Consider the following 25620-nt stretch of genomic DNA (forward strand, 5'->3'; position numbering starts at 1 on the left):
TACATTTAGACTTTGCTAATCTTACCTTGTCTTTCGTCTATTCGATTAAAGCTGTACATACCGCAGAACATCAAAATCCAGGCAATTGATACGACACTAAAGAATGGAATTAATCCTGGCTGATAGAGCAACAAAAATAGTATAGCGATTAGACTAACTAGCATTAGCAAGGTAATGTGAAAATGAAATATACTTAAGAAGAATGCATTTTTTAAATAGTCTTTAAATTTAAATTCGTAATGTACATATAGTGGGAAAATATAAAGTAAAACCATTAAATAAACTGCTGCAATGATTAATAAAGCCATGATTAAGATTAATTGGAACAACCCTTCGATCGTTCGAATGTAAAATACATCAAACGTTAGGAAGATGCCGCTAAAAATGAATACTAGCCCAAGTTTGTTAGAACTTTTGAATTCCTTCAAGAAGACAGTTAGAAATGTTCTCCAAATTGGAAGATCCGTTTCTTTTACGATCCATTTACGAACAATTGTAAAAAGGGCTACCGTAGCAGGGAAAAAACCAAATATGACTAACCCTCCTATTGAAAAAAGGAACCATAGTAGATTGACATATGCTAATTTCATAATCCATTCACATATCGTAAACAATTTTCCCATTGTTTTTCCGAGTATCATTAATCACCCTCCTTTACGAACTCATCTATAGCTTTATTTAATGTAATTAACCTTTTACTGACCCAGAAGCAATTCCTTCTACAATTCGATTACTCAATATAAAGAAGGCAATCAGGATTGGTAGAATACTAATAACTAATGTAGCTCCAATTGCTCCCCAATCAGTCGTATACTGCCCAATAAAATTTTGAATACCAACAGTGAGTGTTTTAAATTGATCGGAACTAATAAATGTATTAACAAAAACAAACTCATTCCAGTTGTAAATCATATTAATAATTGCAGCTGTAGCAATTACTGGTGATGTCATTGGTAAAGTAATCTTAAAAAAGATATGGTTAATTGATGCCCCATCCATTATCGCTGCTTCTTCTACTTCTCTTGGTAGAGCTTCATAAAAACCAATTAAAATCATAATCGTAATTGGCAGGTTAAAAGCTGTATACGTAAGAATTACCGAGAGTGGATTATCAATTAAATTTATTTTTGTAAAAGTATTAAATAAAGGAATCAGTGTTGAATGGACTGGAATCATTAAACCTACCATAAATAATCCCAATACCCATTTACTTGCTTTCCAATTCATTCTTGTAATTGCGAAGGTCACCATACTTGCTAATACAACCGTTAAGATAACAGCAGCGATTGTATAAGTCACACTGTTAAAGAAATACTGGCTAATGTTTCCTTCAGTCCAAACTTTCGTATAATTTTCCCACTTTGGGCTTTCAGGTAATGAAAAAGGAGACATATTGAAAACTTCTTGGTTATTTTTTAGTGAAAAAAGAAACAACCAGATGATCGGAAATATTTGAAAAATCGCTACGATTATAAGGAAAAGATACATAAATCCGTAAGCAATTTTACTAAAAATACTATTCTTGCTACGGTCAATTTTCTTTTCAGTTACAATGGCTTGTGAACCAGTAGCTCTTACCGTATCCATTTAAAATCCCCCTTTCTTTTAGTAAATGTCATTATTTGATTCAGTAAACTTTCGAATAATCCAAGTAACAACTAAACAAATAACTAATAAGAAAAATCCAATCGCACTTGCATATCCAAAATCAAAACCTTTGAATGCTTTTTGATACATATAGGAAGCCATTACTTCACTTGAACCATTAGGACCCCCACCTGTCATAACGTAAATTAAATCAAAATATTTAAGTGATCCAACGACAGCAAGAACAATCGTTACTTTAACAACATTCATTATTAATGGTAATTTTATTTTTAGTGCGATCTGTATTGGTGTCGCCCCATCAATTCTTGCAGCTTCAATAAGAGAGTCTGGAATATTTTTAAGAGCTGCATAGTAAATCAGAATATAAAAACCGGCATACTGCCAAATAATCGGAATAATAATCGCATATAATGCTAAGTTTGTTTCTGCTAACCATGCTGGTGGATTATTAACTCCTAGTGAAACAAGTAAGCTATTTAGAATACCGTTAGTAGGGTGATAAATTTTAAGCCAAAGCTGAGCAATTGCAACAGAAGCAAGTAGCATTGGAATAAGATATATTTTTCTAAGAAGGTCTGCACCTTTAATTTTTCCTGCAAGTATAAATGAGATGAACAAATAACCAATTAAACTAACTGCCGAAAATACTGCTAATAAAAAGGAGTGGAAAGCACTTTTCCAAAATAGAGGATCATGTAGTAAGTGGGAGTAATTCTTTAAACCTATGAACTCCTTTTCCCCAATTCCATTCCATTTCATTAAGCCAAAGTATCCAGTTTGTACGATTGGAACGTATATCAAAGCAAGGATCAGAAAAAGAGCTGGTGTAATATACAGGGCAATTATTTTTTTATTAGACATAGTTTTATTCACTTCGATTCAACTCCTTCCCCTTAATTTTAAAATCAAGGGCATATAAGAATGAATCTATATGCCCTTTTCTTTAATAAATCAGAAATTATTTATCTTCTGCCTTTAAAGCATCTTCATGTTGTTTAGCAAAATCTTTTGGTTTTACTTCATTTCCAAATAGAGATTGAATTAGGTTTAAGTGAGTTTCTGCTACTGAAGCACTCATTTGAACATCTGCAAATAATGTTAAGTTGCTAGCTTTATTTAATTCATTTAACACGTCAATATATAACGGTGGTAAATTTACTTTTGATGTATCAACTTTAGTTGCTGGAATTACACCCGCTTTTTCAACCGATTGTTCTCCCCACTTCTCTACAAAGAATTTAACAAAGTCTTTCGCTTCAGCTTTAACCTTTGAATGTTCTGATACAAATAGTCCTACTCCAGGGCCACCAACCCAGCTGTTAATATTACCTTTTCCGCCTTCATAAGTAGGGAATTTAAAGAAACCTACATTATCACGGAAATCTTTTGATATTTCTTCATTTGTCGTAAAGTTTGGAAGCTCCCATGTTCCCATTAAGTACATAGCTGCATTACCATTTAAGAATTCAGATTTACCTTCATCATTAGATAATCCATTAAAACCTTTATTAAATGCTTTTTCTTTAACTAGGTTCTGAACCTCTTGAGCCGCTGATACAAGTGCAGGATCTTCGAATGTGCCTGTACGATTAATTGCTTTATTTAATACATCAGACCCACCAATTCTGTCTGCTAAATACATATACCAAAGTGAACCTGTCCAACGATCTTTATTTCCTAAGGCGATTGGAGCAACCCCATTTTTAGCAAGTGTTTTAACAACATTTTGGAATTCGCTATAAGTTTGTGGTACTTGAAGATTATATTTTTCAAAAATTGCTTTATTGTAATAAATTGGAGCGATGTTCAGTTCCAGAGGTAATCCATAAGTTTTACCATCGATTGCATATGCTTCAGTTGTTCCACTTACAAAAGAATCTTTTAACCCGTTATTTAACACGTCATCTAAATCAGCAAAAAGACCGCCTTTTACAAATGGTGTCATATATCCTGCTGCCCATGTAAACCCTACATCAGGAAGTTCGTTAGAAGAAGAAAGAACTTTAATCTTATTTTTGTATTGCTCATTTTCAAGTACTTCTACTTCAATTTTTACATCCTTATGTTCAGCCTCATATTGCTTAATAATGTCAGATACAATTAAGTTTTGCTGCTTGGAACTTCCAGCTGGCCAAAGATGCATAAATTTAATTACTTTTTTGGAACCGCTTTCACTTGACGCGTTATTAGATTTACCACAGCCAGTTAAAGCAACCATCAGTATAAGAACTAGTGCTAACATTAATGAAGACGCTTTCTTAAACATGTCAAACCCCCATTTTTTTGAATTTTTCGTTACAAGTAAATTCTAGCACTAAAAAAAAATCGCGGTAAGGTAACCACGATTGGATAAAATTCCACTATTTTTGGATTAGGGAATCATCAAGTTCTGACACTTTTCTAAATTTACTTGGCGTAATTCCCTCGTAATCCTTAAAGATCTTAATGAAATATTTTGCTGTCTGATAGCCTACTTCTAGTGCAATTTCTTCAATTTGCAAATCCGTCGTCAGTAGACGATTTTTTGCAATTTGTAGTCTCTTTCTAGTTAAATATTCACTAAATGTTAACCCGACTTGCTCTTTAAATAACACACTAAAATAGCTTGCATTTAGATGTACAGCTTCTGCAACATCCTTTAATGAAATTTGGTTTCTTATATTTTTATTTATAAATGTTTTTGCTGCCTTAATGGATTTAGAGCGGCTATTAACTTGATCTAGTTTTAATAATTTCTGATCAGTCACCTTTTCCATATACTCAATACGTTCAATATTCGCTTCCTTTTCAAGCGCTTGTTCAATGGCTTCAATTAATTTTTGCTTACTTACTGGTTTTAATAAATAGTTTACAACTCCTAGACGAATAGCCTCCTGGGCATATTCAAAGTCAGGGTGTCCAGAAATAATAATTGAAACAAACTTATGGCCTTTATTCTTTAGGTTTTTTAAAAGCTCTAAACCATCCATTTCAGGCATACAAATATCCGTTACTAATAGATGAATTTTTGTTCTACTCATTTGTTCAAATGTTTCTTGACCATTCGCCGCACTAAGAATTTCAAACTGACCATTTGACCATTTCTCTAATGTTTTTTTTAGCCCTTGCCTAGTTGCTTGTTCATCATCAACAATTAGAATTGTTTTTGTATCCACTATTATTCCCCACCTTTGTCTGGAACTTCGAATAATACAGTTGTACCTTTACCAATCTCACTTTCTAAACGAAGACCACTTAAGTCATATCCTTCGTAATATAATTTAATTCTTTTATTTACATTAGTAAGCGCCATACCCATTCCTTTAAAGGACGATACATTATCATTTTTTATTGCTAGATTAAGAGCATTAAGATCATCCTTATTAATACCTGGTCCATTGTCCTTAACAGTCACTAACAAATTAGATGAGTCATTAATCCTTTTAATCTTTACTAAAACAATTCCTTGTTCGCGACTACTTTCAATACCATGCATAATGGCGTTCTCAACTAATGGTTGGATTAGCAGCTTAGGAATTCTAATGTTTAATAGATTTGGATCAACAGATATCTCCCATAACAACCGTTCTCCTAATCTCATTTTCATAATCTGTAAATAACGTTCAATTTGCTCGAGAGCAGCTTGTATAGTTACCCATTCACTACTGTTTGCATTGCCAATTGTATAGCGAAATAACCCTGACATTGCAATGACTATTTCAGCTAAATCATCTTCGCCCCTATCATCTAAAGACCAGTAAAGTGCATTTAGCGTATTATAAAGGAAATGCGGATCAATTTGGGCTTGTAGCGCCTTCAACTCAGTTTGACTTCGAAGTAATTCCTTTTCATAAACGACTTGTATTAAATGATTTGTATTTTCTACCATCTGGTTATAAGTTCTATTTAATTCAATTATTTCTAATGAAGCTGCACTTTCCTTGTTAATTTTCAACTCATCCATTTTCGCATTCTTCATTGTATTTGTAAGTTTTTTTATTGGTCTTGTGATCATTGTTGCTAGAATAATTGAAGATACGACAAAAATAATAAATCCAATCACACCAGAAAAAAGAGTCGCTTTTCTTACCGGTGTTACCCGCTCATTTAAAAAGCTTGTAGGTTTTAAAATGACAAGCGTCCAGCCTGTTTTTTGAGATGGTTGTGTCACAATCATATATTGTTTTTTATTGATCTTTATCGATTCATATCCTTCTAGTAAAAATTTTTGAATATCAATGCCGTAATTATCTGTTATTGGTGTTAAATCCCTATCAAGAAGCATCATATAATCCTTCTCCCCAGGAGATAAATTACTTTCTTCAACCTGAAAGTAACTATTAACGATTCTTACTACTAAATATCCTCCATTTGAAAACCATCGATCCATTAAACTTACTCTTCTTATTGCATATGAATAGTTACCATTTTTAGGATCTTTCCCTACCCATACTAATCTTCCTTTTTCTGCTTCTGCTTCCTTTACCCATTTCTCATCGATTACACTTGATAAATTTTTTTCACCGAATGGAAAAATACGATTTCCTTCCGAAGAATATAACTCAAAAGAAGAGATTCCATTTGAATAAGCTAAAAAGTTATTTATTACTCTAATCAATGATTGTCTTTTTGCAAAATCAACACTATCTCCGTTTTTCAATCCGAGTAATATTTGTTGAACCGTCTCGTTCGTCATTAATTGATTCGATAAAGTATCAATTTGCTTATACAAGGTTTCCATTCTTCCGTTTGCTTCAACTGCCGTTTGTTTGATTTGCTTCTCTGTTGTATCCTTCATTAAAGTTCCAACTTGGTTATATACCATAATGGATAAAACAATCACCATAACAATCAAGAAGACGGCCAATATTTGATTTCGTAAAGTGTTTAATTTTTTTAACCGTAATCTAATTTTGAAGATTGTAATCACCTTTTCAGTAGTAAGTTAATGTAAGGGTTTTCTTTAAAAATTATCATACTATATTTAGTATTAGTCTGAATATTAAAAACAACTATCTAGTAATAACTTCCAGAATAAAGGACAATTTAGGGATAGAGGAAATTTAATTAAATTAAAAACAACACGAAAAAAAGGAGCCTAAAACTTCACTTGTTTAGGTTCCCTTTTCATTTTATTATTTACTATTCATTTACTCTTTGCCCATATTTCTAGCTATTCTGACTCACTAACTTGTTCAACTTTACTCCATTCTGCTTCCTGAAGAGTCCTCCATAAAATTTTCCCGCTTGCCGTAGTTGGTAATTTTTTAGTAAATTCGACATATCTAGGATATTTATAGCTAGCCATATGCTCTTTTGACCAATCGATAATGTCATCCTCACTTACTTTGCCTAAATAAACAGGATTTAAGATTACATATGCCTTTACCGTTTCGCCCCTTTTTTCATCAGGCTTACTAACAACACAAGCTTGTTGAATGGCTGGATGTTTATAAAGTAGGTTTTCCACCTCGGTTGGCCACACTTTAAAGCCCGACGCGTTAATCATCCTTTTAACACGGTCAACGATAAAATAATACCCTTCATCGTCAAACCGACCGATATCTCCTGTACGGAAAAACAGTTTTCCGTCTATTTCAATAAGGGCGTCTTTTGTTTCTTCTGGGCGGTTAAAGTAGCCTTTAAATACTTGTGGCCCATTTACAACAATTTCGCCAACTTCACCAACACCTAGCTGTTTCATTGTTATTGGCTCGATAATTCTAGCGTCTACGTCGAATGATGGAATTCCAAGACATTGAAGTTTTGGTCGATCTGGCGGATTAAAATGAGTTTGTGCAATTGTTTCTGATAATCCATAGCCTTCAACAAACTTTAAACCTGTTAATTGAAATAGATGCTCACCTACTGCTTCTGGAAGAGGAGCTCCACCACCTGCAATATTTACAAGAGACTTGATGTCATCTGTATTTAAACTTGGATTCGCTAAAAAGTCGATTAGCATTGTACTAATATTTACCCAATGGGTACACTGATAGTTTTCAATTAGTTTGCATGCATGGTTTCGATTCCATCTCGTTAGCAATACCATACTTGAACCGGTAAAAATCGGTGTATGCATTCCATGAACCATTCCTGTTACATGGAACAGTGGCAAAGTTGAAAAACTAACAGCATTTGCAGAAATATTCATCCAAACTGCAGATCCTACTACATTTGCTTGTACCGTTTTATGTGTGTGTATACAGCCTTTTGGTAAACCTGTTGTTCCTGAAGTATATGGAAGGACTGCAACATCTTCACAATTACCTTCATATAATGATGGAGTTAGCTGTGTTTGTATAGCATCCTCCCAATAAAATATATTTTCGCTTTCATAAATTTTCTTTGGCTGAGTTATTTCTGTCGATAAATCAGAAACTAAAGGAATTGCTGGTAAGTATTCAGAGTAAACTGCAACTACTAAATTCTCTAAACCAGTTTTAGCTTGTAAAGGTTCAATTTGAGGGGATAATTCTTGGCCAATGAATGCAGTTTTAATTTCGCAATCATTAATATAAAATTCGAGTTCATCAGTGGTGTTCATCGGGTTAATTGGTACTACAATTCCTCTTACTCTTAAAATTGCATAAAAGGCGATGACGTATTGAGGTGAGTTTTGCATATAAAGCATTACGCGTTCACCAGGGTAAACTTCTAACCTATGCTCAAGATATCCTGCTAAATGATCAACCTCCTCAAGAAGCTGCTTGTACGTTTTTGAAGCACCATAATACTCTATTGCCGTTTTATTTGGATATCTTTTTGCCGAAACGACTAAATTATCATAGAGTGTCGTCTCAGGTACAGTTAAAGATTTCGAAACCCTTTTTGGCCAATATGCAAAATGTGAAGTACTCATAATTTTCCCTCCGTTTATTTACTTTTTATATTTAATTTTTAATATGACAGTACTTTCTTTTATGTTTTAAATATTTTGTCATTAACAAAAAAATTCAGGATAAATATTCATATATGATCTCTACTTAATGAATAACCTTCTAACAGAAAACGCTTACAAAATATTTTGCTTTTAATATTATCTTTGAAATTATTTGAAAGTAAATTGCAAAATGAGGCAATTGCTAAGTTCAGTGTGGGAAGACAAGTTTGAATGGAAAAAGGAATAGTAAATCTTTGTAAAAATCCTTTAGAACTTATTATAATGGAAAGGCTTAAATGAATAAATAGTTTTTCGAAAATTTAAAAAACATTTTAACTTAACTGAAATACATACAATTACTTACTTTACAACTTTTCTATGTTTCAATAAATAACAAGTGAGGTGTTATCATATGAGAATTGGAATAATTGGTTTAGGAGATATAGCTACAAAGGCCTATCTACCAGTTCTTTCCGAAAAAGAAAAGATCGAATTGGTTCTATGTACAAGAAGTAATGAAACACTAGACTATTTATCAAACAAATATCGGATCAATGAAACCGTTCATTCAGTAGAAGAATTGTTAGAAAAGAATCTTGATGCAGCTTTTGTTAGTACAACTACAGAAGCTCATTTTGAGATAACTAAAAAGTTATTATTAAATGGTATAAACGTTTATATTGATAAACCTATTTCGATGAATTTTCATGAAACTGAACAAATTGTCACTCTAGCAAAAGAACAAGGAAAAATAGCGATGGTTGGATTCAATAGACGATTTATCCCTAAAGTAAAAGATCTTACTATGCATGGAAAGGCTAACTTAATACTCATGCAAAAAAATAGATTTAACTCTCCTGAATATACTAGAAGATTTGTTGTAGAGGATTTTATTCATGTGGTGGATACACTTAGGTATTTAATGGCTACTAATGTAATTGATTTAAAAATCAATTTCTTAAAAAATAATAATATGCTTGAACACCTAGTCATTCATCTTATAGGTGAAGGATGCACAGCAATTGGAATAATGAACAGAAACAATGGTGTTACGGAAGAAATTATTGATTATATGACACCACAAAATAAATATGTAGTAAATAGCTTAGTTGAAACAACCCATTATCATAATAAAGAAATCAACATTTCGAAATTTGGCGATTGGGAACCGACTTTATTTAAACGTGGTTTTTACCAAATAGTAGACCACTTTCTAGACTGCATAGAACAGAATAAAACCCCAAATCCATCAATTAATGATTCATTGATTACTCATGAAATTTGCGAAAGAATTGTCCAGTATATCGATTCAAATGTAAATTGAATAAAAAACCCGAATAATTAGACTGTAATTCTAATTATCCGGGTTTTATTTAAGTTTTATTCTTGTTCAGCCATTGCATCTTTTGGTGTGCCGAAGAAATACGTTAGGACGAAACCGCCAGCATAACCAGAAAGTAATCCGATCACATATTTTAACCACATTCCATTTGCAATAAGTGGAACTAAAGCAATTCCTGAAGGACCAATTGCAATTGCACCAACGTGTCCAAACATTCCAATTACTGCACCTCCAATACCACCACCAATACACGCAGTGATAAATGGACGACCAAGAGGTAAAGTAACACCATAAATTAATGGTTCACCAATTCCTAAAATACCTACTGGAAGAGCACCTTTAATCATGTTTGATAATGATTTATTCTTTTTGCAACGTAACCATAGTGCTAAAGCTGCTCCGACTTGTCCAGCACCTGCCATTGCTAGAATTGGTAATAATTGTGTTGCACCAGTTGTGTTAATTAACTCGATATGAATCGGTGTTAATACTTGGTGTAAGCCTAACATAACTAATGGTAAGAATCCCATACCTAATACAAATCCTGCAAAAATACCGCCTTTTGCAATAATCCAGTTAATAGAGCCAATTAAGTTATCAGAAATAAATCCTGCGAATGGCATAATGAAGAAAATTGTCAGTAAACCAACTACTAGTAAAGCAATCATAGGTGTAATAATGATATCTAAAGAATCAGGAACAATCTTACGTAATTGTTTTTCTAAAAGTGATAGTAAATATACTGCAAGTAGAACACCAATAACGCCACCTTGACCAGGAGCTAACGGGTCACCATTAAAGATATTTTTAATTGGTTGTTCAGGAAGCATACCTGTCAAAAGTGTTACACCACCAATTACTCCCCCAAGGGATGGTGTCGCCCCGAATTCCTTCGCTGCGTTGATACCAACATAAATTACTAAATATGAGAAGATTGCATTTTTAATTACATTTAAAACTGTAACATACTGTGACCAAGTCGCTGCATCTAAATTTTGAGCCGTAATATTATTTGATAAAATCGAAGCAATACCTGCAATTAAACCTGCTCCAACGAATGCCGGAATTAATGGAATAAAGATATTACCGACTTTGCGTAAGAAATTTTTAAAAGTTGTGTTATTTTTCTTTTTTAACTCAGCTTTCATATCTGCGCCCTTATCTTTTAAAGCCGCTGATGAAGTTCCTTGTTTTCCAGTTGAACCATTTCCTAATAGACCAAATTGTTCAGCAACTTTTGTTACTGTACCAGGACCTAAGATGATTTGGTAAGTCTCATCATCAACAGTTCCAAGAACTCCGTTAATTTTTTTAACTTGGTCTTCATTGATTAAACTGCGATCAGCTACATTGACACGAAGTCTTGTCATACAGTTTGTATATGAAACTACATTACCAGTACCGCCAATAGCATCAGCAATTTCAGAAGCTAATCTTTGATATTTATCCATCTTCTACTCCCCCTAAAATTTATTTTTGTATCGCTTTTCGAACAAATCCTTCTGATTTTTTCAATTGCTCAATTGCTTGCTCGTAACTAAATCCAGTAAGAATCATAACGATGGCAACTTTTGGGCTTTGATTCGACTTCATTAAATACTCTTCTGCAATTTCATACGTACAAGAAGTTGCTTCCATTACAATGCGTTTTGAACGCTCAACTAATTTTTCATTTGTTGATTGAACATCAACCATTAGATTACCGTATACTTTTCCAATACCAACCATTGATGCCGTAGATAACATGTTGCAAACTAACTTTTGAGAAGTACCGGCCTTTAATCGTGTAGAACCAGTTAATACTTCAGGTCCATTAACAACTTCGATTGCAATTTCTGCCTCTTGACCAATCTTCGAGCCCTTGTTACAACTAACTGCTACAGTAGAAGCTCCAATTTCTTTGGCGTATTTTAAACCACCAATAACATATGGCGTACGACCACTTGCTGCAATTCCAACTACAATATCATTTTTACTCAACTTAATTTCCTTTAAATCGTTAGTTGCAAGTTCTTCGCTATCCTCTGCGCCTTCAACTGCTTTTATAAAAGCCTTTTCTCCACCTGCAATTAACCCTACTACCTCTTCTGGGCTTGTTCCAAATGTAGGAGGACATTCAACTGCGTCTAAAAGTCCTATGCGGCCACTTGTACCTGCACCTATATAAATCAAGCGACCCCCACTTTTGAAAGCAGTTACAATTTTTTCAACAGCTTTAGATATATTAGGAATTTCATTTCGAACAGCAGCGGCAACCTTTGCATCCTCTTCGTTCATTACGGTCAAAAATTCTTCTATAGACATCTCATCTAAATTCATTGTTTTTTCATTTCTTGTTTCGGTTGTTAAATTCTCAAGCATGTTTGCTTCACCTCAAGTAATTTTTTAAACTAAATTTAATTTCATACTTATTATAACTATTATTGAAATAAAATTTCAATATAAAAGTTCATAAGGAAGAAATTTCATATTTTATTTTCGTATATTTGTTTACATAAACGTCACATTCATAAAAATTACTACTAACAATTTTTCTTTTAAAAGAAGTATAAATCTATAATCTGTACATTAATTAGACCGACATAAAAGTTTAGACTCAATTTACAATTTCAAAACATAATTACTATATTATTGTGGTATTTTAAACCTATGTATTTTAAATTGTTTGTTAATCTGATGACAACATATCTAAAATACATTTCATTTTAAATGAAAACACAACATCCTCCATATGATTAAGGATATTTATGTCACTTAACTAGGGGTACACAATGAAAAAGTTTTTACAGTTTTATAAAAATTTCTCGTTAGTGGAGAAAAGCGCACTTCTCTGCTTTCTCTTACCTCCAGTAGGTATTTCGTTGCTATTGATAATCGGGCTTCGTACACTCTATACTCATTGGTTTATAAATAAGCGTTTTATTTATTCTTTTAGTTCGTACTTTTTCTTATGCCTATTTATTTCTACTATTGGTGCTGCCCTTTTATTTAGAAATATATTATTTTTATTGGTTAGTATCATGATTCTTGGTTATTGGGGTATATATTGTAGGATTTTAATAACTGAAAAAGGTCAATTATTTCAGAGATTTCGTATGATTATAATCTTTGGGGGCGTATATAGTTGTGTAATTGGATGGATATCCAAATGGTTTGTATTTCCTAAAATTATTGGTTATTTATTAGGGACTGTGCTTTTTGGGGAAGTTGAACCTAAGCATTTTAACCGGCTAATAGGTTGTGCATATAATCCCAATTTTACTGTTTTTATTTTATTAATCGCTATTTCTTTTCTCTTTGCCAGCCTACTTTCTAGTTTAGAGAGGAAACACTATATTAACTTAGCGTGGCAGCTTCCGATCCAACTACTACTTAGTTATGGAATTTTTCTTACAGGTTCAAGAGCTGGATTTGCAACGATGATTTTGATTTATTTACTTTTTATCTTCCGACTTAATCGAATCTTTTTCTTTGTTTGTACAATCATCGGACTATTCTTTTCGAAATGGTTGCTCTATATAATGCCAAGAGCCGATTCTGTTATTCAAGCAGGGCAAAAAAGGTTGGACATTTGGAAAAACGCATATACTATGTGGAAAAATCACCCATTCTTTGGTGTGACACCGATTGGATTTGGTCAAGAATATGAAATACAATATGGTCATTTCATCCCCCATGCACATAATTTATTGCTGGGTATGTTTGCAGAATATGGAACATTAGGAGGATTGGCCTTTATAACACTAATTAGTATAAATATTGTAAAATGCATTCACTTATTCTTTTTTGAGCGCAGTAAAAAATGTTTTTTTAACAGTTTTTTTCTTGGCCTACCAGTTATTTTGTTTACAGGTGTATTTGATGAGCCAGTGTTCTCTCCACAAATTGGTTTCCTGACGGTCATTCTGCTTGGGTGTTGGGATCGGTATTCAAAACGTATGCAATTTAATATCGAGATTTCAGCAATTCAAGGTAAATTTATTAGTGTTTATGGCAGTACAGCTAGGTTAGTCGTTAGTTCACACATGATTTTTCATTATTTAAAATCGAAGTTTATTAGTAACAAATACTAAAAAGGCCCCTACTTATTAGTAGGGGTCTTAGTGTGTAGACAAAGTCCAAAAACTTGATTTTCAGACTGTCGACAAAGTACAGTAAACATTTTTGGATAAATTACGAGACTTTTTTCGTAACTTGTACTTCTATTGCTACATTTCGTTTTGTTAAGAATAAATTTAAAATAATCGCAGTTAATGAACCTGTTACGATTCCATTTTGCATTAACATTTTTAAAAAGTCAGGTAGTTGGTCAAACATTTGTGGAAGTGTTGCTGAACCTAACCCTACAGCTATACTACAAGCTGCGATTAATAGGTTTTCTCCTTTACCTAAATCGACTTCTGAAAGGATTGATATACCAGCAGCTGCGACAGATCCAAACATAACAATCATTGCGCCTCCAAGAACGGCATTTGGAATAACAGTCGTTAACGCTGCTAATTTAGGTAATAATCCAAGAACAACCATGATACTTCCCGCAGCATAAATAACTTCTCGAGATTTAACTTTTGTAAGCGAGATTAAACCAACATTTTGAGAAAAGGCTGTGTACGGAAATGCATTAAAAATACCACCGAGCATAATTGCAAGACCTTCTGAACGCAAGCCATTTACGATCTGATCCTGTTTAACCTTCTGGTCAGTCGCTTTTCCAACTGCAAAATAGACTCCAGTTGATTCCACCATACTAACAATACATACGATAATCATTGTGATAATAGCTGTAATACTGATTTTTGGTGCTCCGAAATAGAATGGTTGAGCGATACTAAACCATGATGCCTCTGATACGCTTGAAAAGTGAACGATTCCCATTGCATAGCCAGCAATTGTTCCTACAACCAAACCAACAAGTACGGAAATTGTACGTAAAAATCCTTTACCAAATCGGTTAACAACTAAAATGACGATAAGTGTAAGAAGAGCTAGTAATAAATTGTGTACTTGACCGAAGTCTGGACTCCCTTGCCCACCTGCTGCATTATTCATAGCTACTGGTATTAGAGATAGTCCAATAATCGTTACAACTGATCCTGTTACAATTGTGGGAAAAAATTTTAAAAGCTTTCCATAAAATGGGGCAGCTAGTATAACAAAGATCCCAGAAATGATTATTGCACCGTATGCTGTCGGTAAATTTGAAGAGGATGCAATCGCAATAATGGGACCTACTGCTGTAAAAGTACATCCTAAAACAACTGGCAATCTGCTACCAATATATTTTGTCCCCATGCTTTGCAGGATCGTTGCTATACCACAAGTAAATAAATCTGCTGCAATGAGATACGCGATTTGAGTTGGCGTAAGTTTAAGCGCGCCACCTATAATAAGAGGCACAACAACTGCACCTGCATACATAGCCATGACGTGTTGAAAACCTAATGTAAATGCTTTTTGTTTACTTAACAATCTGATTCTCTCCCTTGTCATTGCTAGATTTATCTATATTTATTAGCGTACCGTTATTACTCTTTATAAAACAAAAAAGGACAGGTTCCACTTGAGTATGTTTCTCTCAAGTGAAACCTGTCCTTCTGGGTTTTTATCCCTAATGGTGTAGCACGGGTAGTGCCCACATCGCTTGGACCAGCCATTTTCCTTATACAAAAATGCGGAACCCTAGATGTGCTTTCACTCATAGTCGGTCGATTATATTGGTCGTCCGGTAGAAACTTATGGGCCATATCCCCATGATTATATGAGTTATATATATATTTGTACCTAAATTATGTTACACAGGCTAAACAATATTTTCAAGTAGAAAATGCAGGAAAAGGTGCTCCATTAGGAAAAAACTAATGGAACACCTTTTTATTATGTTCTACGCATATAAGCTTTTACAGTTAGCGGTGCAAAAATTGCTACGATTATAGCAGCTCCAATAAGTGAGATTACTAAATCTGATCCCACAGTTCCTGAGTTCGTGAGATTTCTTACTGCAGTTATTAGATGAGAGACTGGGTTTATTTTTACAAACCACTGAAGCCAATTTGGCATTGTATCTACTGGTACAAAGGCATTTGAAAGGAATGTTAACGGAAAGAGTGCAAGCATTGAAATCCCTTGTACACTTGAAGCCGTACGTGCAATTACTCCGAAGAAGGCAAAAATCCAACTCATCGCCCATGAACATACAATTACAAGTAGCCCAGCTAAAACTACAAAGCCCAAGCCACCATCAGGACGATATCCCATTATATACCCCATAGTGAAAGTAAGGACAGTAGCGATCGTATAACGAATCGTATCCGCCAATAAAGCTCCGGCCAGTGGTGCAATACGTGCAATCGGTAGTGACTTGAATCGATCGAATACACCTTTATCCATATCTTCACGCAATTGTACACCTGTAACAATCGAAGTAGTGATGACTGTCTGTACTAAGATTCCTGGTATGATTACTGGTAAATAACTCTTAACATCCCCAGAGATTGCCCCACCAAAGATATAAGTAAACATAAGTGTAAAAATAATAGGTTGTAACGTTACATCAAATAATTGTTCTGGTGTACGCTTAATTTTTAGTAGACCACGATAGGCCATCGTAAATGAATTTTTTACTGATTGACTAAAACTAGTTTTATTTTTTAAATCACGATAAGTAGCTGGTTTTATTGAAGTGCTCATACCCTTACTCCCTCCATTTCTTTTGATTTATTTGAATCCTTTGATCCATCATTTTCTACACTGTTACCAGTAATAGTAAGGAATACTTCATCAAGAGTTGGCTTTTGTACACTCATCTCGGCTAGATGAATACCTGCATCGCGTAAATCGATTAGCAAGTCGGTTACTCGATCAGCATCTGCCATAGGAGCTGTAATCTTTCCTTCTTCTAATATGATATTGGATTTTACTTTTAGTACGTGTTCAACTATTTGACGCGCCTTTTGAACATCTCTATTATCCTGAATTTTTAATTGTAATGATGAACTACCAACTGAAGCTTTCAATTCATCAACAGTACCTTCCGCAACTACATGACCACAATCTATTACTGCAACTCGATCAGCTAGTTCATCTGCCTCTTGAAGATATTGTGTTGTTAATAGCACTGTTGATCCTTCATTTACTAAACGACGAATAGTATCCCACATTTGATTTCTTGTGCGAGGGTCTAAGCCAGTTGTCGGCTCATCTAAGAAGATAAGTGGTGGCCTAGCAATTAAACTTGCAGCCAAATCTAATCTACGACGCATTCCCCCTGAGAAATTTTTCAGTGGGCGTTTTGCTGCTTCCGTTAAACCAAATTCCTCTAATAAATCAGCTGCTTTCTTTCGTGCTTCCGCTCTACCTAGACCTAATAATCTCGAGAAAATAATAAGATTCTCTGTAGCACTTAGTGACTCATCAACTGAGGCATATTGACCTGTGACGCCAATTAATTGACGCACAATTTGAGCCTCTTTTAATACATCATGTCCGAATATCCGTGCCGTACCTGCGTCTTGTCTAAGTAGTGTAGCTAGCATTCTAATTGTTGTTGTTTTCCCTGCACCGTTTGGTCCAAGTACACCGTATATACTACCTGCACGAACATTTAAATCTACCCCATCAACCGCACGATTATCTCCGAATATTTTAACTAAACCGTTTGCTTCTACAGCTAAATCTCCATTATTGGGGGTAATTATTTTTTTATTTAAAAATTCCAATTTAATTCCTCCTTCACTCTTCACGACTTATTACAAGTTGAATATATCGACTAATTATGAATTAAGTATGAACTTTTTTAAAAAATTATCTTTACGAATAGATACAAGTCGGCGATCCAATCCTTGAAATTAATAGAAAAACTTCCCTTATTTAAATTAAGGGAAGTTTTTAAAATTTAATCGTGAGCTATAGTCTGATTTAATATTAGGAACTCTGAGTCAATATCATGTATAAAAGGAGTCGTTTCTCCTAAGCTATATAAATGTAATTGATGCATTGCTCGTGTACATGCAGTGTAGAATAGTCTACGGAGGCTCTCGTCTTCGTAAACTTGAGCTGATGCATCATAAATAATAACTGCATCGAATTCAATTCCTTTTGCTAAATATGCAGGAATTATGACAATCCCTTGTTCATATTCAACTGAACTCCTCTTCACTAGCTTAATTCCTTCAATATCTTTTAATGCTTCAAATGCATCTGAGCTTTCTTCAGCAGATTTGCAAATAACAGCAATTGTATTAAATTCACTTTTCTTTAAGACCTCGATTTTAGATGTAATATGACTGTGCAAATCTTCTCGACTAGATAGCTGTGTTAATACAGGCTTATCCCCAACTCGTTCAAAAGGAGTAATAAGATTGCCTCCAGGTATGAGTCTACGTGTGAACTCTACAATTGGTTTTGTTGATCTGTAACTGCGAGTCAGATTAATCACTTTTGTTTCTTCTGATCCATATAAGCTTTTAAGGACATTAAAATCTACCATCTCACTAGCATGCGCAAAAATAGCTTGATTAAAATCACCTAGCACGGTCATCTTTGCAGAAGGAAACAGTCGTTTCAAAAACTCAAACTGGAAAGGAGAATAATCCTGGGCTTCATCTACAAGAACAAATTTAATTGTAACATTCGATTGGAAGCCTTGAATCAATTCTTTTAAAAGTAAATACGGTGTAGCATCTTCATAAAACAATTTGCCTTCATCTAACATATTTAATGTTAACTGACATATATCTACCCAATTCTCAGGGGTATCCCCTTCAATCCATTTTTCAATTTGAGTTGGATTGGAAAATAACTGTTTATATACACCCTTTATGTCAATAAATCGCAATGCTCGAACCCATTCACGTAGTGGCTTTAGTTTTTTACGGACGACCATTCGACCTAATATTTTAGTTTCTTGTTCGTAATCGTCGAATGAATCCTCTGTAGATCCTTGTTTTTTCTGCAAGTACTTATATGCCTTTTGATAATCGTCTTTGCCAAGTAACTCGATTTCATCTTGTACCCATGTTTTTTTCAATTCAAGCTTTTCCATTTCATCGATTTGTTTGTTTACCCATTCCGTCAATTTCTCTAATCGATTGTTAAATTTTAAAGAAGTGTCGGTGTTATAAAATCTTTCAGAAATCTGTTTAGCTGTAACGACTGGCTTCCCTCTAAATTTAAATCCTCTAAAAACCATTCCGGATAATTCCAGTGATTGTCTGTATGCCTTAATCGTCTCAAAGAAACGAGTTGAAGCTTTAAATCGAATGCTTGAAGTTCTAGTCTTATAGGAAGGTTCATCCATAGCAGTTAGCACATATTCTAATTGCTCATAATTATCCTCCACCGAGAACGCATCACTTAGTCTATGAACTAGGTATTCTTGGAATGTAACTTGTTGCATATTTTCTTCGCCTAGTTCAGGTAAAACCCTTGATACGTAATTGTTAAACATTGCGTTAGGTGAAAATAGGATGATTTGATCTGCCTTTATCCAATTTCTATATTTATAAAGCAAATAGGCAATCCTTTGTAAAGCTGCAGATGTTTTACCACTTCCAGCCGCTCCTTGTACAATAAGTAATCTACCTTTGTCATAACGGATAATCTGATTTTGCTCTTTTTGAATACTGGCTACTATGCTTCTCATGTGTTTGTTTGTTCCTTTACCAAGCACATGTTGCAAAATCTCATCACCTATTGTGAGACTAGTATCGAACATTGATTCAATTACACCATTACGAATAATATATTGCCATTTTTGGTCTAATACTCCACTCACTTTTCCCCCAGGTGTATCATATTCTGCAGGACCTGGTGGATAATCATAGTAAACGCTCGATACAGGAGCTCTCCAATCATAAACTAAAATATTTTCTCCAGTTTCATCCATTAGAGTTGAAACGCCAATATAAATACGTTCTGTTTCAGGTATACCTTCTTCTGTAAAATCAATACGCCCAAAATAAGGAACCTCTTTCATTCGACGAAGAGCGGATAATCGGTTAGAGGATTGCTTATGATTAATTTGGCCAATTGCCAAAAGTTGTGACTGTTGTCTTAAACTAATAATCGTTTCTAAATAGTCATCAAAGCTATCTGTATTAACTTTAACCTCATCCCAAAAGTTTTTACGAACATTGATTACTTCGTTTCGACGTTGGGCCGTTTCATCTGTTAGTTTACTAATTTTGTCCGTGATTAGATCTAATACAGCATTTACTCTTTTTTGTTCTTTTTGAAGTTCCGTGTTCATATCATGCACTCCTTTAAAAGATAAAAATGGGGGTTGACTCAAGAGGATTTGTATAGTAAAATTAAAGTAGGGAAAATGTGACCTATTATAAAATTTTAATTATATATACTGTACTAATCTACCACGTTTTTATGTTTTAAGCAATAGTCCTCGTTTGAAATCATCATTATTTCTTCTCAATTTCTAATTTTCGCACACTAAAAAAAGTAAAATGACCCTCCCAAAAATGATCATTTAATCAATTATAGTAAGGTCATCATTATTATTTATTTATTTTTTCTGTACATACCTCGATCAGTTACCTTTTATGAAATTTTACATTTTTATTAAAATCGACCAAATTATTTATGATCATTCCTAAATACAAATTCTCCATTAACAATTGTGGCTTTAACATTAAATTTATGGTCAATTAAGACGATATTTGCTTTTTTCCCACGTTCTATACTTCCAACTTCATTGTCAATATTAAGCAATCTTGCTTGGTTGAGACTAACCATCGGTAAAATTGTTTCTAACGGTACTTCTAAAACTTCTTTTACATTTTTTAAGCATTCCATTAAATTAGTCGTGCTTCCCGCTAACGAGCCTGTTTCTAGTGTTCGTGCAATTTTATTTTCCACTTTAACTTCTAATGAACCGAGAGTATAAGACCCATCTGGTAAATCTGCAGCTGCCATTGAATCGCTTATTAAAATGATACGCTCTTTCCCTTTTGCTTTGTATAGCAGCTTAATTGCTCCAGGGTGGACATGCTGTAAATCAGCTATACATTCACAATAACATTGATCATTTGTTAGAACGGCACCAAGACACCCAGGATCACGATGATTAAATCCTCTCATGCCGTTAAAAGTGTGTACTGAAATCCTTGCACCATGTTCAATTGCGTTATTCGTTGTGTCATAATCTGCATTTGTATGACCCATTGATACATGAATGTCTATATCTGTTATCAATTTAATAGCTTCCTCTGCATGTTGTTTTTCTGGCGCTATTGTAATCACTTTAACCGTATTATTGGAAACCTTTATGAGTTCGATTAACTCATCCGTATTTAGTTCACGAATATACTTGACCGGGTGAGCACCGCGATGCTCAGTTGTAATGTATGGGCCTTCTACATACGACCCAATGATTTCCGCTCCTTCTGTTTGTCCCATCGCTTCGCCAACGGTCATTACAGCTTTTTTTATTTTTTCGAAATCATGAGTCAGTGTAGTTGGCAAAAATCCTGTAACTCCATGACGTGCAAGCGAAACAGACATTTCTTGTAATGAATGAATACTGCCATCCATCGTATCATTTCCCGCAATTCCATGAACATGTATATCAATCATACCCGGGATGGCTACAAGACTTGAATAATCCAAAATCTCACAGGAGGGTCTATTCGCTGTTACTTCATTTATTTTTCCGTTTTCAATCAGTATATATCCAGTTTCAATTATTTTATCGGGTGTATAAACTTTTTCTACCTTAATTGCTTTCATAACACTTCCCCCTCTATTGTTCACAGGAATACTTTTTTAGAAGAACAATAGGCAACACCAAAATAGGATGCTGCCTGTCAGCTTAATACTTATACGTGTAAGTAGTTTAATTTTTTTAAAGTTAAGTAACATGCTCCATACAACCCGGCATCATTCCCAAGTATCGAAGGAAATGCGATTGTTTCTTGATGATAAATTGGCATGGTCTCCTTTTTAATCTCAGAGTTGATGTCCTGAATAAACCGCTCCTTTTGCTCAGCAATTCCTCCCCCGATAATAATTGCCTCCGGATTCAGAAGATGGACTATATTTGATAGACCTATGCTAATGTAATGGATAAATCTTTTATATACACCCGTTGCAATTGAATCTCCTTCTTCCACTAGAGCCAAAATTTCTTCTCCAGAAATCTTCTCAATAACTTCACCATTTTTGTTCTTTTCATCAATAAAGTCATTTACTAAGGCTGATGTAGCGGCATATCTTTCAAAGCACCCTCTTCGTCCGCATCCGCAAGACCGTCCGTCATTAATGATTACGGTATGCCCTAGTTCTCCAGCTAAATGACGAGATCCGCTTATAATATTCCCATCTATGATAATGGTGCTTCCAATACCTGTTCCTAGTGTTAAAAAAACTACATTTTTCTCCCCTTGAATTGCACCTTTCCACATTTCGCCGAAGCAAGCACTTTTCACATCATTTTCAACACTAACTGGTAATTTAAATAAATTGAAAAGTATTTCGCCCAAATTCATTCCTGAATAATCAGGTATATTGTTGGAAAATAAAATTTCACCTGTTTCAGGGTTTACAAGTCCACACGAGGAGATTCCGATTCCTGCTATTAAAAAATCATTTTGAAGCTTTTTTATTTTCTCAGCTAAAAGTTCAGGAAGCAGCTTTTGTATATTACTTTTAGGTGTTGGTACCTTATCTTTGTAAACCATTTGCCCATCACGATTTATTAGTCCAAATTTGATAAATGTACCTCCGATATCAAAACAAACTATATTTTCCACCTTGATCGCCCCCTGTTAATTCCTTCACCTTAATGAGATTAAAGTAATATTGTACTTGTGATAATTCAACTGCACCAGTCCGCTCCGAGGCAGCGTTGGACATCCCGCAGGCACATGACCACTTAAAAATATCTTCAATTGAATAACCTTTCGAATGAGCAAAGGTAAAGCCTGCAAGCATGCTATCTCCTGATCCAACTTGGTGCACGTCTGTCAAAGTTGGAATAACTGCCAGCAGTGTAATGCTTTTGCTAATTAAAAGAGCACCTTCTTTTCCTAAAGAAAGTAAAACGTATCGGGTACCGTTCTGGCATATTTTTCGGGCGTGCTTGATCATATCTTCTAATGATAACTGGTTTGATCTGACCAATTTGCAAAACTCATCTCTATTCGGCTTGATTAAAAAAGGTTTTCCCTTTATACCTTGGGCTAGTGATTCTCCACTAGAATCTAAAAGAAAATACTTCCCTTTTTGCTTTGTTTTTTCTGCTAGGTATCTATAAAAATCAGAATCGATTCCGTATGGCAAACTACCTGATCCTACAATATAGTTATTCGATTCTAGTATAGTATCAAAATTTTTCAAAAATTCTTCTCTTTCATTCTCCAATATCTCTGGCCCTTGTTCAAGAATTTCTGTATGACTTTCTTTAGATTCAATTGCTAAACAAAATCTTGTCTCTCCTTTTATTCCTACAAAACAATTAATTAAATTATAATTTGGGAGCTCACCAGCTATCCACTCGCCGCTTTTTCCACCTAAAAACCCGGTGCAAGTAACCTTAGCACCTAGCTGAGATAATACACGTGAAACGTTAAGTCCTTTTCCACCAGCCGTTTTATCTACACTTGTAACACGATTAACTCCATCTAAATGAAAGGCAGGAAGATTATACCGAATATCTATAGCTGGATTTAATGTAATTGTAGCAATCATTTTTCTAACCCCGATTCATACTACCGCACATTTTAATTTTATCAGCAACGACTATTTTCATTTCTCTTACTGCATCTTTAAAATAATATCTAGGGTCATTGGCGTCTGGATGTTCTTTTAAGTAGCCACGTAACCCCTTAGCAAAAGCAATTTTTAATTCAGTAGCAATATTTACTTTACATATTCCTCTTTTGATCGTTTGTTGTACTAATTCATCAGGCAAGCCCGAAGCTCCATGAAGAACTAATGGAATATCAACTTCTCTTTGGATTGCACTTAATCGTTCTATATCTAATTTAGGTTCTCCTTTATATAGTCCGTGGGCTGTTCCAATAGCAACAGCTAATGAATCAATTCCTGTTCTAGAGACGAACTCTTTAGCTTGTGCCGGATTTGTATAAATTTGATCCTTTTCATCCACTTCCAGGTCATCCTCCACTCCACTTAGACGACCAAGCTCCGCCTCAACAGTAACTCCAAATGAAGAAGCATAATCGACTACTTCACGAACGATTCGAATATTTTCTTCAAAGTCATGGTGAGAAGCATCAATCATGACCGAATGAATTCCACTCTCAATTAAAGCTTTAATATCTGTAATTTTTTCATGGTGATCTAAATGAAAACAAATTGGAATATCGTATCTTTTTTTAGCAGCCTCCATCATACTAATTAGAAACTCTTCCCCGATATAAGTAACTGTACTTGGTGTAGCTGCAATCATAACCGGTGAACGCAGCTCCTCAGCAGTGTCTAAAACTGTTTTCATTGTTTCTAAGTTATGAATATTAAATGCCGGAACTGCGTATCCTTTGGATTTTGCCTCTAAAAGAATCGTACTTCTTGATGTAATCAAGATAAATCTCCTCCATTCTTCATCTCATTTGTGAAAGGGTGAATCGTAACTCCTTTAACAACTCTATTAACTACTCCTAATGGAGAAGGGTTATCTGGGGAAAAGCCGAGATTAATAGATTTATACATTGCAAAAGTTTGTGCGTATAAGATAAAAGGAAAAGTTAGAAAAATATCTTCATTAATTTTAGGAAGATCCACATGATAGAAAAGATCACTATAAATTTCAGCCACCTGATCCTTTAAAGATGAAATTGCCACTACTTTTCCCCGATTCGTTTCTTTATAAATCTCTTCTAATATGTCAAGATCGTACTGCCTTGTATAAGGGTCACAAGATAAAAATACAAATACAACGGTATCTTTATCTAAAATGGACTTAGGACCGTGTCTAAAACCTAATGAGGTATCAAAAGTAGAAGGAATTGTTCCGCCTGTTAACTCTAATAATTTTAATGAGGCTTCTCTTGCCAATCCTTCAAAAACTCCTGAGCCTAAATAAACAACTTTTTGAAAAGACGAATTCGCCAGCTGTTTAATACTTTGCTCACTCCCACTAATAATTGAATTACCAGCATGTATAAGTTCATCAAGTTTCTTCTCCAAAGTATGAATCTGTTCAATATTGAAGAGCAATAATGCTGATAGAAGCATAGTCGTAAAACTACTCGTCATTGCAAATCCTTGGTCGTTTGCTTCTTCTGGCATATAAATGACCAAATGATTTTTATCATTTTTCTTCTTTTGAGCCAGTAGTCCATCTTGGTTACATGTAAAAACGATTCCATAAAAATCATTAATAATTTGTTCTCCTAATTGAATAGCAGCCAAACTCTCTGGACTATTTCCTGAACGAGCAAATGAAATCATAATTGTTGGAAGGTTCTTGTTTAAATAAGAATACGGATTTGAAACAATATTTGTCGTAGCAATACTTTCTACTACTAATTTTTTATTGTTAATGATTTGCTTTAAATAAGGAAGCACTGTGTCACCAACAAATGCAGATGTACCCGCACCGGTTAAAATAATTCGTAACTGATCGTGTTTATTTTCAATACTTTTTAAAAATGCAAGAATTCGGTCTCTATTAAATAAAAGAATATCCTTTGTTTCGTTCCACAATCTAGGTTGCTGGGCTATTTCTTTTGCTGTGTGGCTTGCGCCAACATTCATTCTTTCATATTCACTCGATTTTAATAGCTCCATACTTCTTCCTCCTATTTCACTGTTAATGTCATCATTACCAGTTGGC

At 34.3% G+C, this 25620-nt stretch carries 20 protein-coding genes and 1 riboswitch; of the genes, 2 read left to right on the forward strand and 18 right to left on the reverse strand.

Features of this window, described 5'->3' with window-relative positions:
• Nucleotides 1-5: 5 nt before the first annotated feature.
• From B6K90_RS10255 to B6K90_RS10285, 7 genes are all read right to left on the reverse strand, one after another.
• Nucleotides 6-641, reverse strand: coding sequence for a YesL family protein (locus B6K90_RS10255; protein WP_088012627.1), 636 nt, complete (start codon nucleotides 639-641; stop codon nucleotides 6-8).
• Nucleotides 642-687: 46 nt separating this feature from the next.
• The gene (locus B6K90_RS10260) at nucleotides 688-1587 is read right to left on the reverse strand and encodes a carbohydrate ABC transporter permease (RefSeq protein ID WP_088012628.1); all 900 of its coding nucleotides are present in this window, start codon (nucleotides 1585-1587) and stop codon (nucleotides 688-690) included.
• A gap of 18 nt (nucleotides 1588-1605) precedes the next feature.
• Nucleotides 1606-2481, reverse strand: coding sequence for a carbohydrate ABC transporter permease (locus B6K90_RS10265; RefSeq protein WP_088012629.1), 876 nt, complete (start codon nucleotides 2479-2481; stop codon nucleotides 1606-1608).
• A gap of 85 nt (nucleotides 2482-2566) precedes the next feature.
• Nucleotides 2567-3874, reverse strand: coding sequence for an extracellular solute-binding protein (locus B6K90_RS10270; RefSeq protein ID WP_088012630.1), 1308 nt, complete (start codon nucleotides 3872-3874; stop codon nucleotides 2567-2569).
• Nucleotides 3875-3968: 94 nt separating this feature from the next.
• Entirely contained in the window at nucleotides 3969-4763 is a 795-nt protein-coding gene (locus tag B6K90_RS10275) for a response regulator transcription factor (RefSeq protein ID WP_088012631.1), read from the reverse strand.
• 2 nt (nucleotides 4764-4765) lie between these two features.
• On the reverse strand, nucleotides 4766-6385 hold the full coding sequence (locus B6K90_RS10280) for a sensor histidine kinase (protein WP_235821771.1): 1620 nt from the start codon (nucleotides 6383-6385) through the stop codon (nucleotides 4766-4768).
• 375 nt (nucleotides 6386-6760) lie between these two features.
• Nucleotides 6761-8449 carry a long-chain fatty acid--CoA ligase gene (locus B6K90_RS10285; RefSeq protein WP_088012632.1) on the reverse strand — a complete coding sequence of 563 codons (1689 nt, stop codon included), beginning with the start codon at nucleotides 8447-8449 and terminating at the stop codon, nucleotides 6761-6763.
• Nucleotides 8450-8882: 433 nt separating this feature from the next.
• Here B6K90_RS10285 and B6K90_RS10290 point away from each other — a divergent pair, with 433 nt between their 5' ends.
• Nucleotides 8883-9794: a Gfo/Idh/MocA family protein gene (locus B6K90_RS10290; protein WP_088012633.1), complete on the forward strand. Its 912-nt coding sequence runs from the start codon at nucleotides 8883-8885 to the stop codon at nucleotides 9792-9794.
• 56 nt (nucleotides 9795-9850) lie between these two features.
• Here the strand turns inward: B6K90_RS10290 and B6K90_RS10295 are convergent, their stop codons facing one another.
• Both B6K90_RS10295 and murQ read right to left on the reverse strand, forming a co-directional pair.
• Nucleotides 9851-11263 (reverse strand): PTS transporter subunit EIIC, encoded by a 1413-nt coding sequence (locus B6K90_RS10295; protein WP_088012634.1) that lies wholly within the window; start codon nucleotides 11261-11263, stop codon nucleotides 9851-9853.
• Between the two features lie 19 nt (nucleotides 11264-11282).
• Nucleotides 11283-12173: an N-acetylmuramic acid 6-phosphate etherase gene (murQ, locus tag B6K90_RS10300; RefSeq protein WP_088012635.1), complete on the reverse strand. Its 891-nt coding sequence runs from the start codon at nucleotides 12171-12173 to the stop codon at nucleotides 11283-11285.
• A 410-nt stretch (nucleotides 12174-12583) separates the two neighbouring features.
• On the opposite strand from murQ, the gene B6K90_RS10305 reads away from it, so the two are divergent.
• A complete protein-coding gene (locus tag B6K90_RS10305) occupies nucleotides 12584-13885 on the forward strand; it encodes an O-antigen ligase family protein (RefSeq protein WP_088012636.1) in 1302 nt (433 codons plus the stop codon).
• Nucleotides 13886-13985: 100 nt separating this feature from the next.
• Here B6K90_RS10305 and B6K90_RS10310 read toward each other — a convergent pair whose 3' ends face one another.
• The 9 genes from B6K90_RS10310 to B6K90_RS10350 form a co-directional block, all read right to left on the reverse strand.
• Nucleotides 13986-15281, reverse strand: a complete 1296-nt coding sequence (locus B6K90_RS10310) for a nucleobase:cation symporter-2 family protein (protein ID WP_088012637.1) — start codon at nucleotides 15279-15281, stop codon at nucleotides 13986-13988.
• 209 nt (nucleotides 15282-15490) lie between these two features.
• A riboswitch (purine riboswitch) is annotated at nucleotides 15491-15594 on the reverse strand.
• Nucleotides 15595-15686: 92 nt separating this feature from the next.
• Nucleotides 15687-16499, reverse strand: coding sequence for an ABC transporter permease (locus B6K90_RS10315; RefSeq protein WP_088012638.1), 813 nt, complete (start codon nucleotides 16497-16499; stop codon nucleotides 15687-15689).
• Nucleotides 16496-17527, reverse strand: a complete 1032-nt coding sequence (locus B6K90_RS10320; protein WP_088012639.1) for an ATP-binding cassette domain-containing protein — start codon at nucleotides 17525-17527, stop codon at nucleotides 16496-16498. Before B6K90_RS10320 ends, B6K90_RS10315 begins: the two co-directional genes overlap by 4 nt.
• Before the next feature lie 176 nt (nucleotides 17528-17703).
• Nucleotides 17704-20058, reverse strand: coding sequence for an RNA polymerase recycling motor HelD (gene helD / locus B6K90_RS10325; RefSeq protein ID WP_088012640.1), 2355 nt, complete (start codon nucleotides 20056-20058; stop codon nucleotides 17704-17706).
• Nucleotides 20059-20399: 341 nt separating this feature from the next.
• Nucleotides 20400-21551, reverse strand: a complete 1152-nt coding sequence (gene nagA, locus B6K90_RS10330) for an N-acetylglucosamine-6-phosphate deacetylase (protein WP_088012641.1) — start codon at nucleotides 21549-21551, stop codon at nucleotides 20400-20402.
• An 89-nt stretch (nucleotides 21552-21640) separates the two neighbouring features.
• The gene (locus B6K90_RS10335; protein WP_167555339.1) at nucleotides 21641-22573 is read right to left on the reverse strand and encodes an ROK family protein; all 933 of its coding nucleotides are present in this window, start codon (nucleotides 22571-22573) and stop codon (nucleotides 21641-21643) included.
• Nucleotides 22551-23510, reverse strand: a complete 960-nt coding sequence (locus B6K90_RS10340; RefSeq protein WP_088012643.1) for a 1-phosphofructokinase family hexose kinase — start codon at nucleotides 23508-23510, stop codon at nucleotides 22551-22553. Before B6K90_RS10340 ends, B6K90_RS10335 begins: the two co-directional genes overlap by 23 nt.
• A 4-nt stretch (nucleotides 23511-23514) precedes the next feature.
• Complete coding sequence (gatY, locus tag B6K90_RS10345; protein ID WP_088012644.1) at nucleotides 23515-24366, reverse strand: tagatose-bisphosphate aldolase subunit GatY; 852 nt, start codon at nucleotides 24364-24366, stop codon at nucleotides 23515-23517.
• The gene (locus tag B6K90_RS10350; protein WP_088012645.1) at nucleotides 24363-25574 is read right to left on the reverse strand and encodes an SIS domain-containing protein; all 1212 of its coding nucleotides are present in this window, start codon (nucleotides 25572-25574) and stop codon (nucleotides 24363-24365) included. Before B6K90_RS10350 ends, gatY begins: the two co-directional genes overlap by 4 nt.
• Between the last annotated feature and the right edge of the window lie 46 nt (nucleotides 25575-25620).

The organism is Gottfriedia acidiceleris, assembly GCF_002128425.1.
Classification (GTDB): Bacteria; Bacillota; Bacilli; order Bacillales; family Bacillaceae_G; genus Gottfriedia; species Gottfriedia acidiceleris.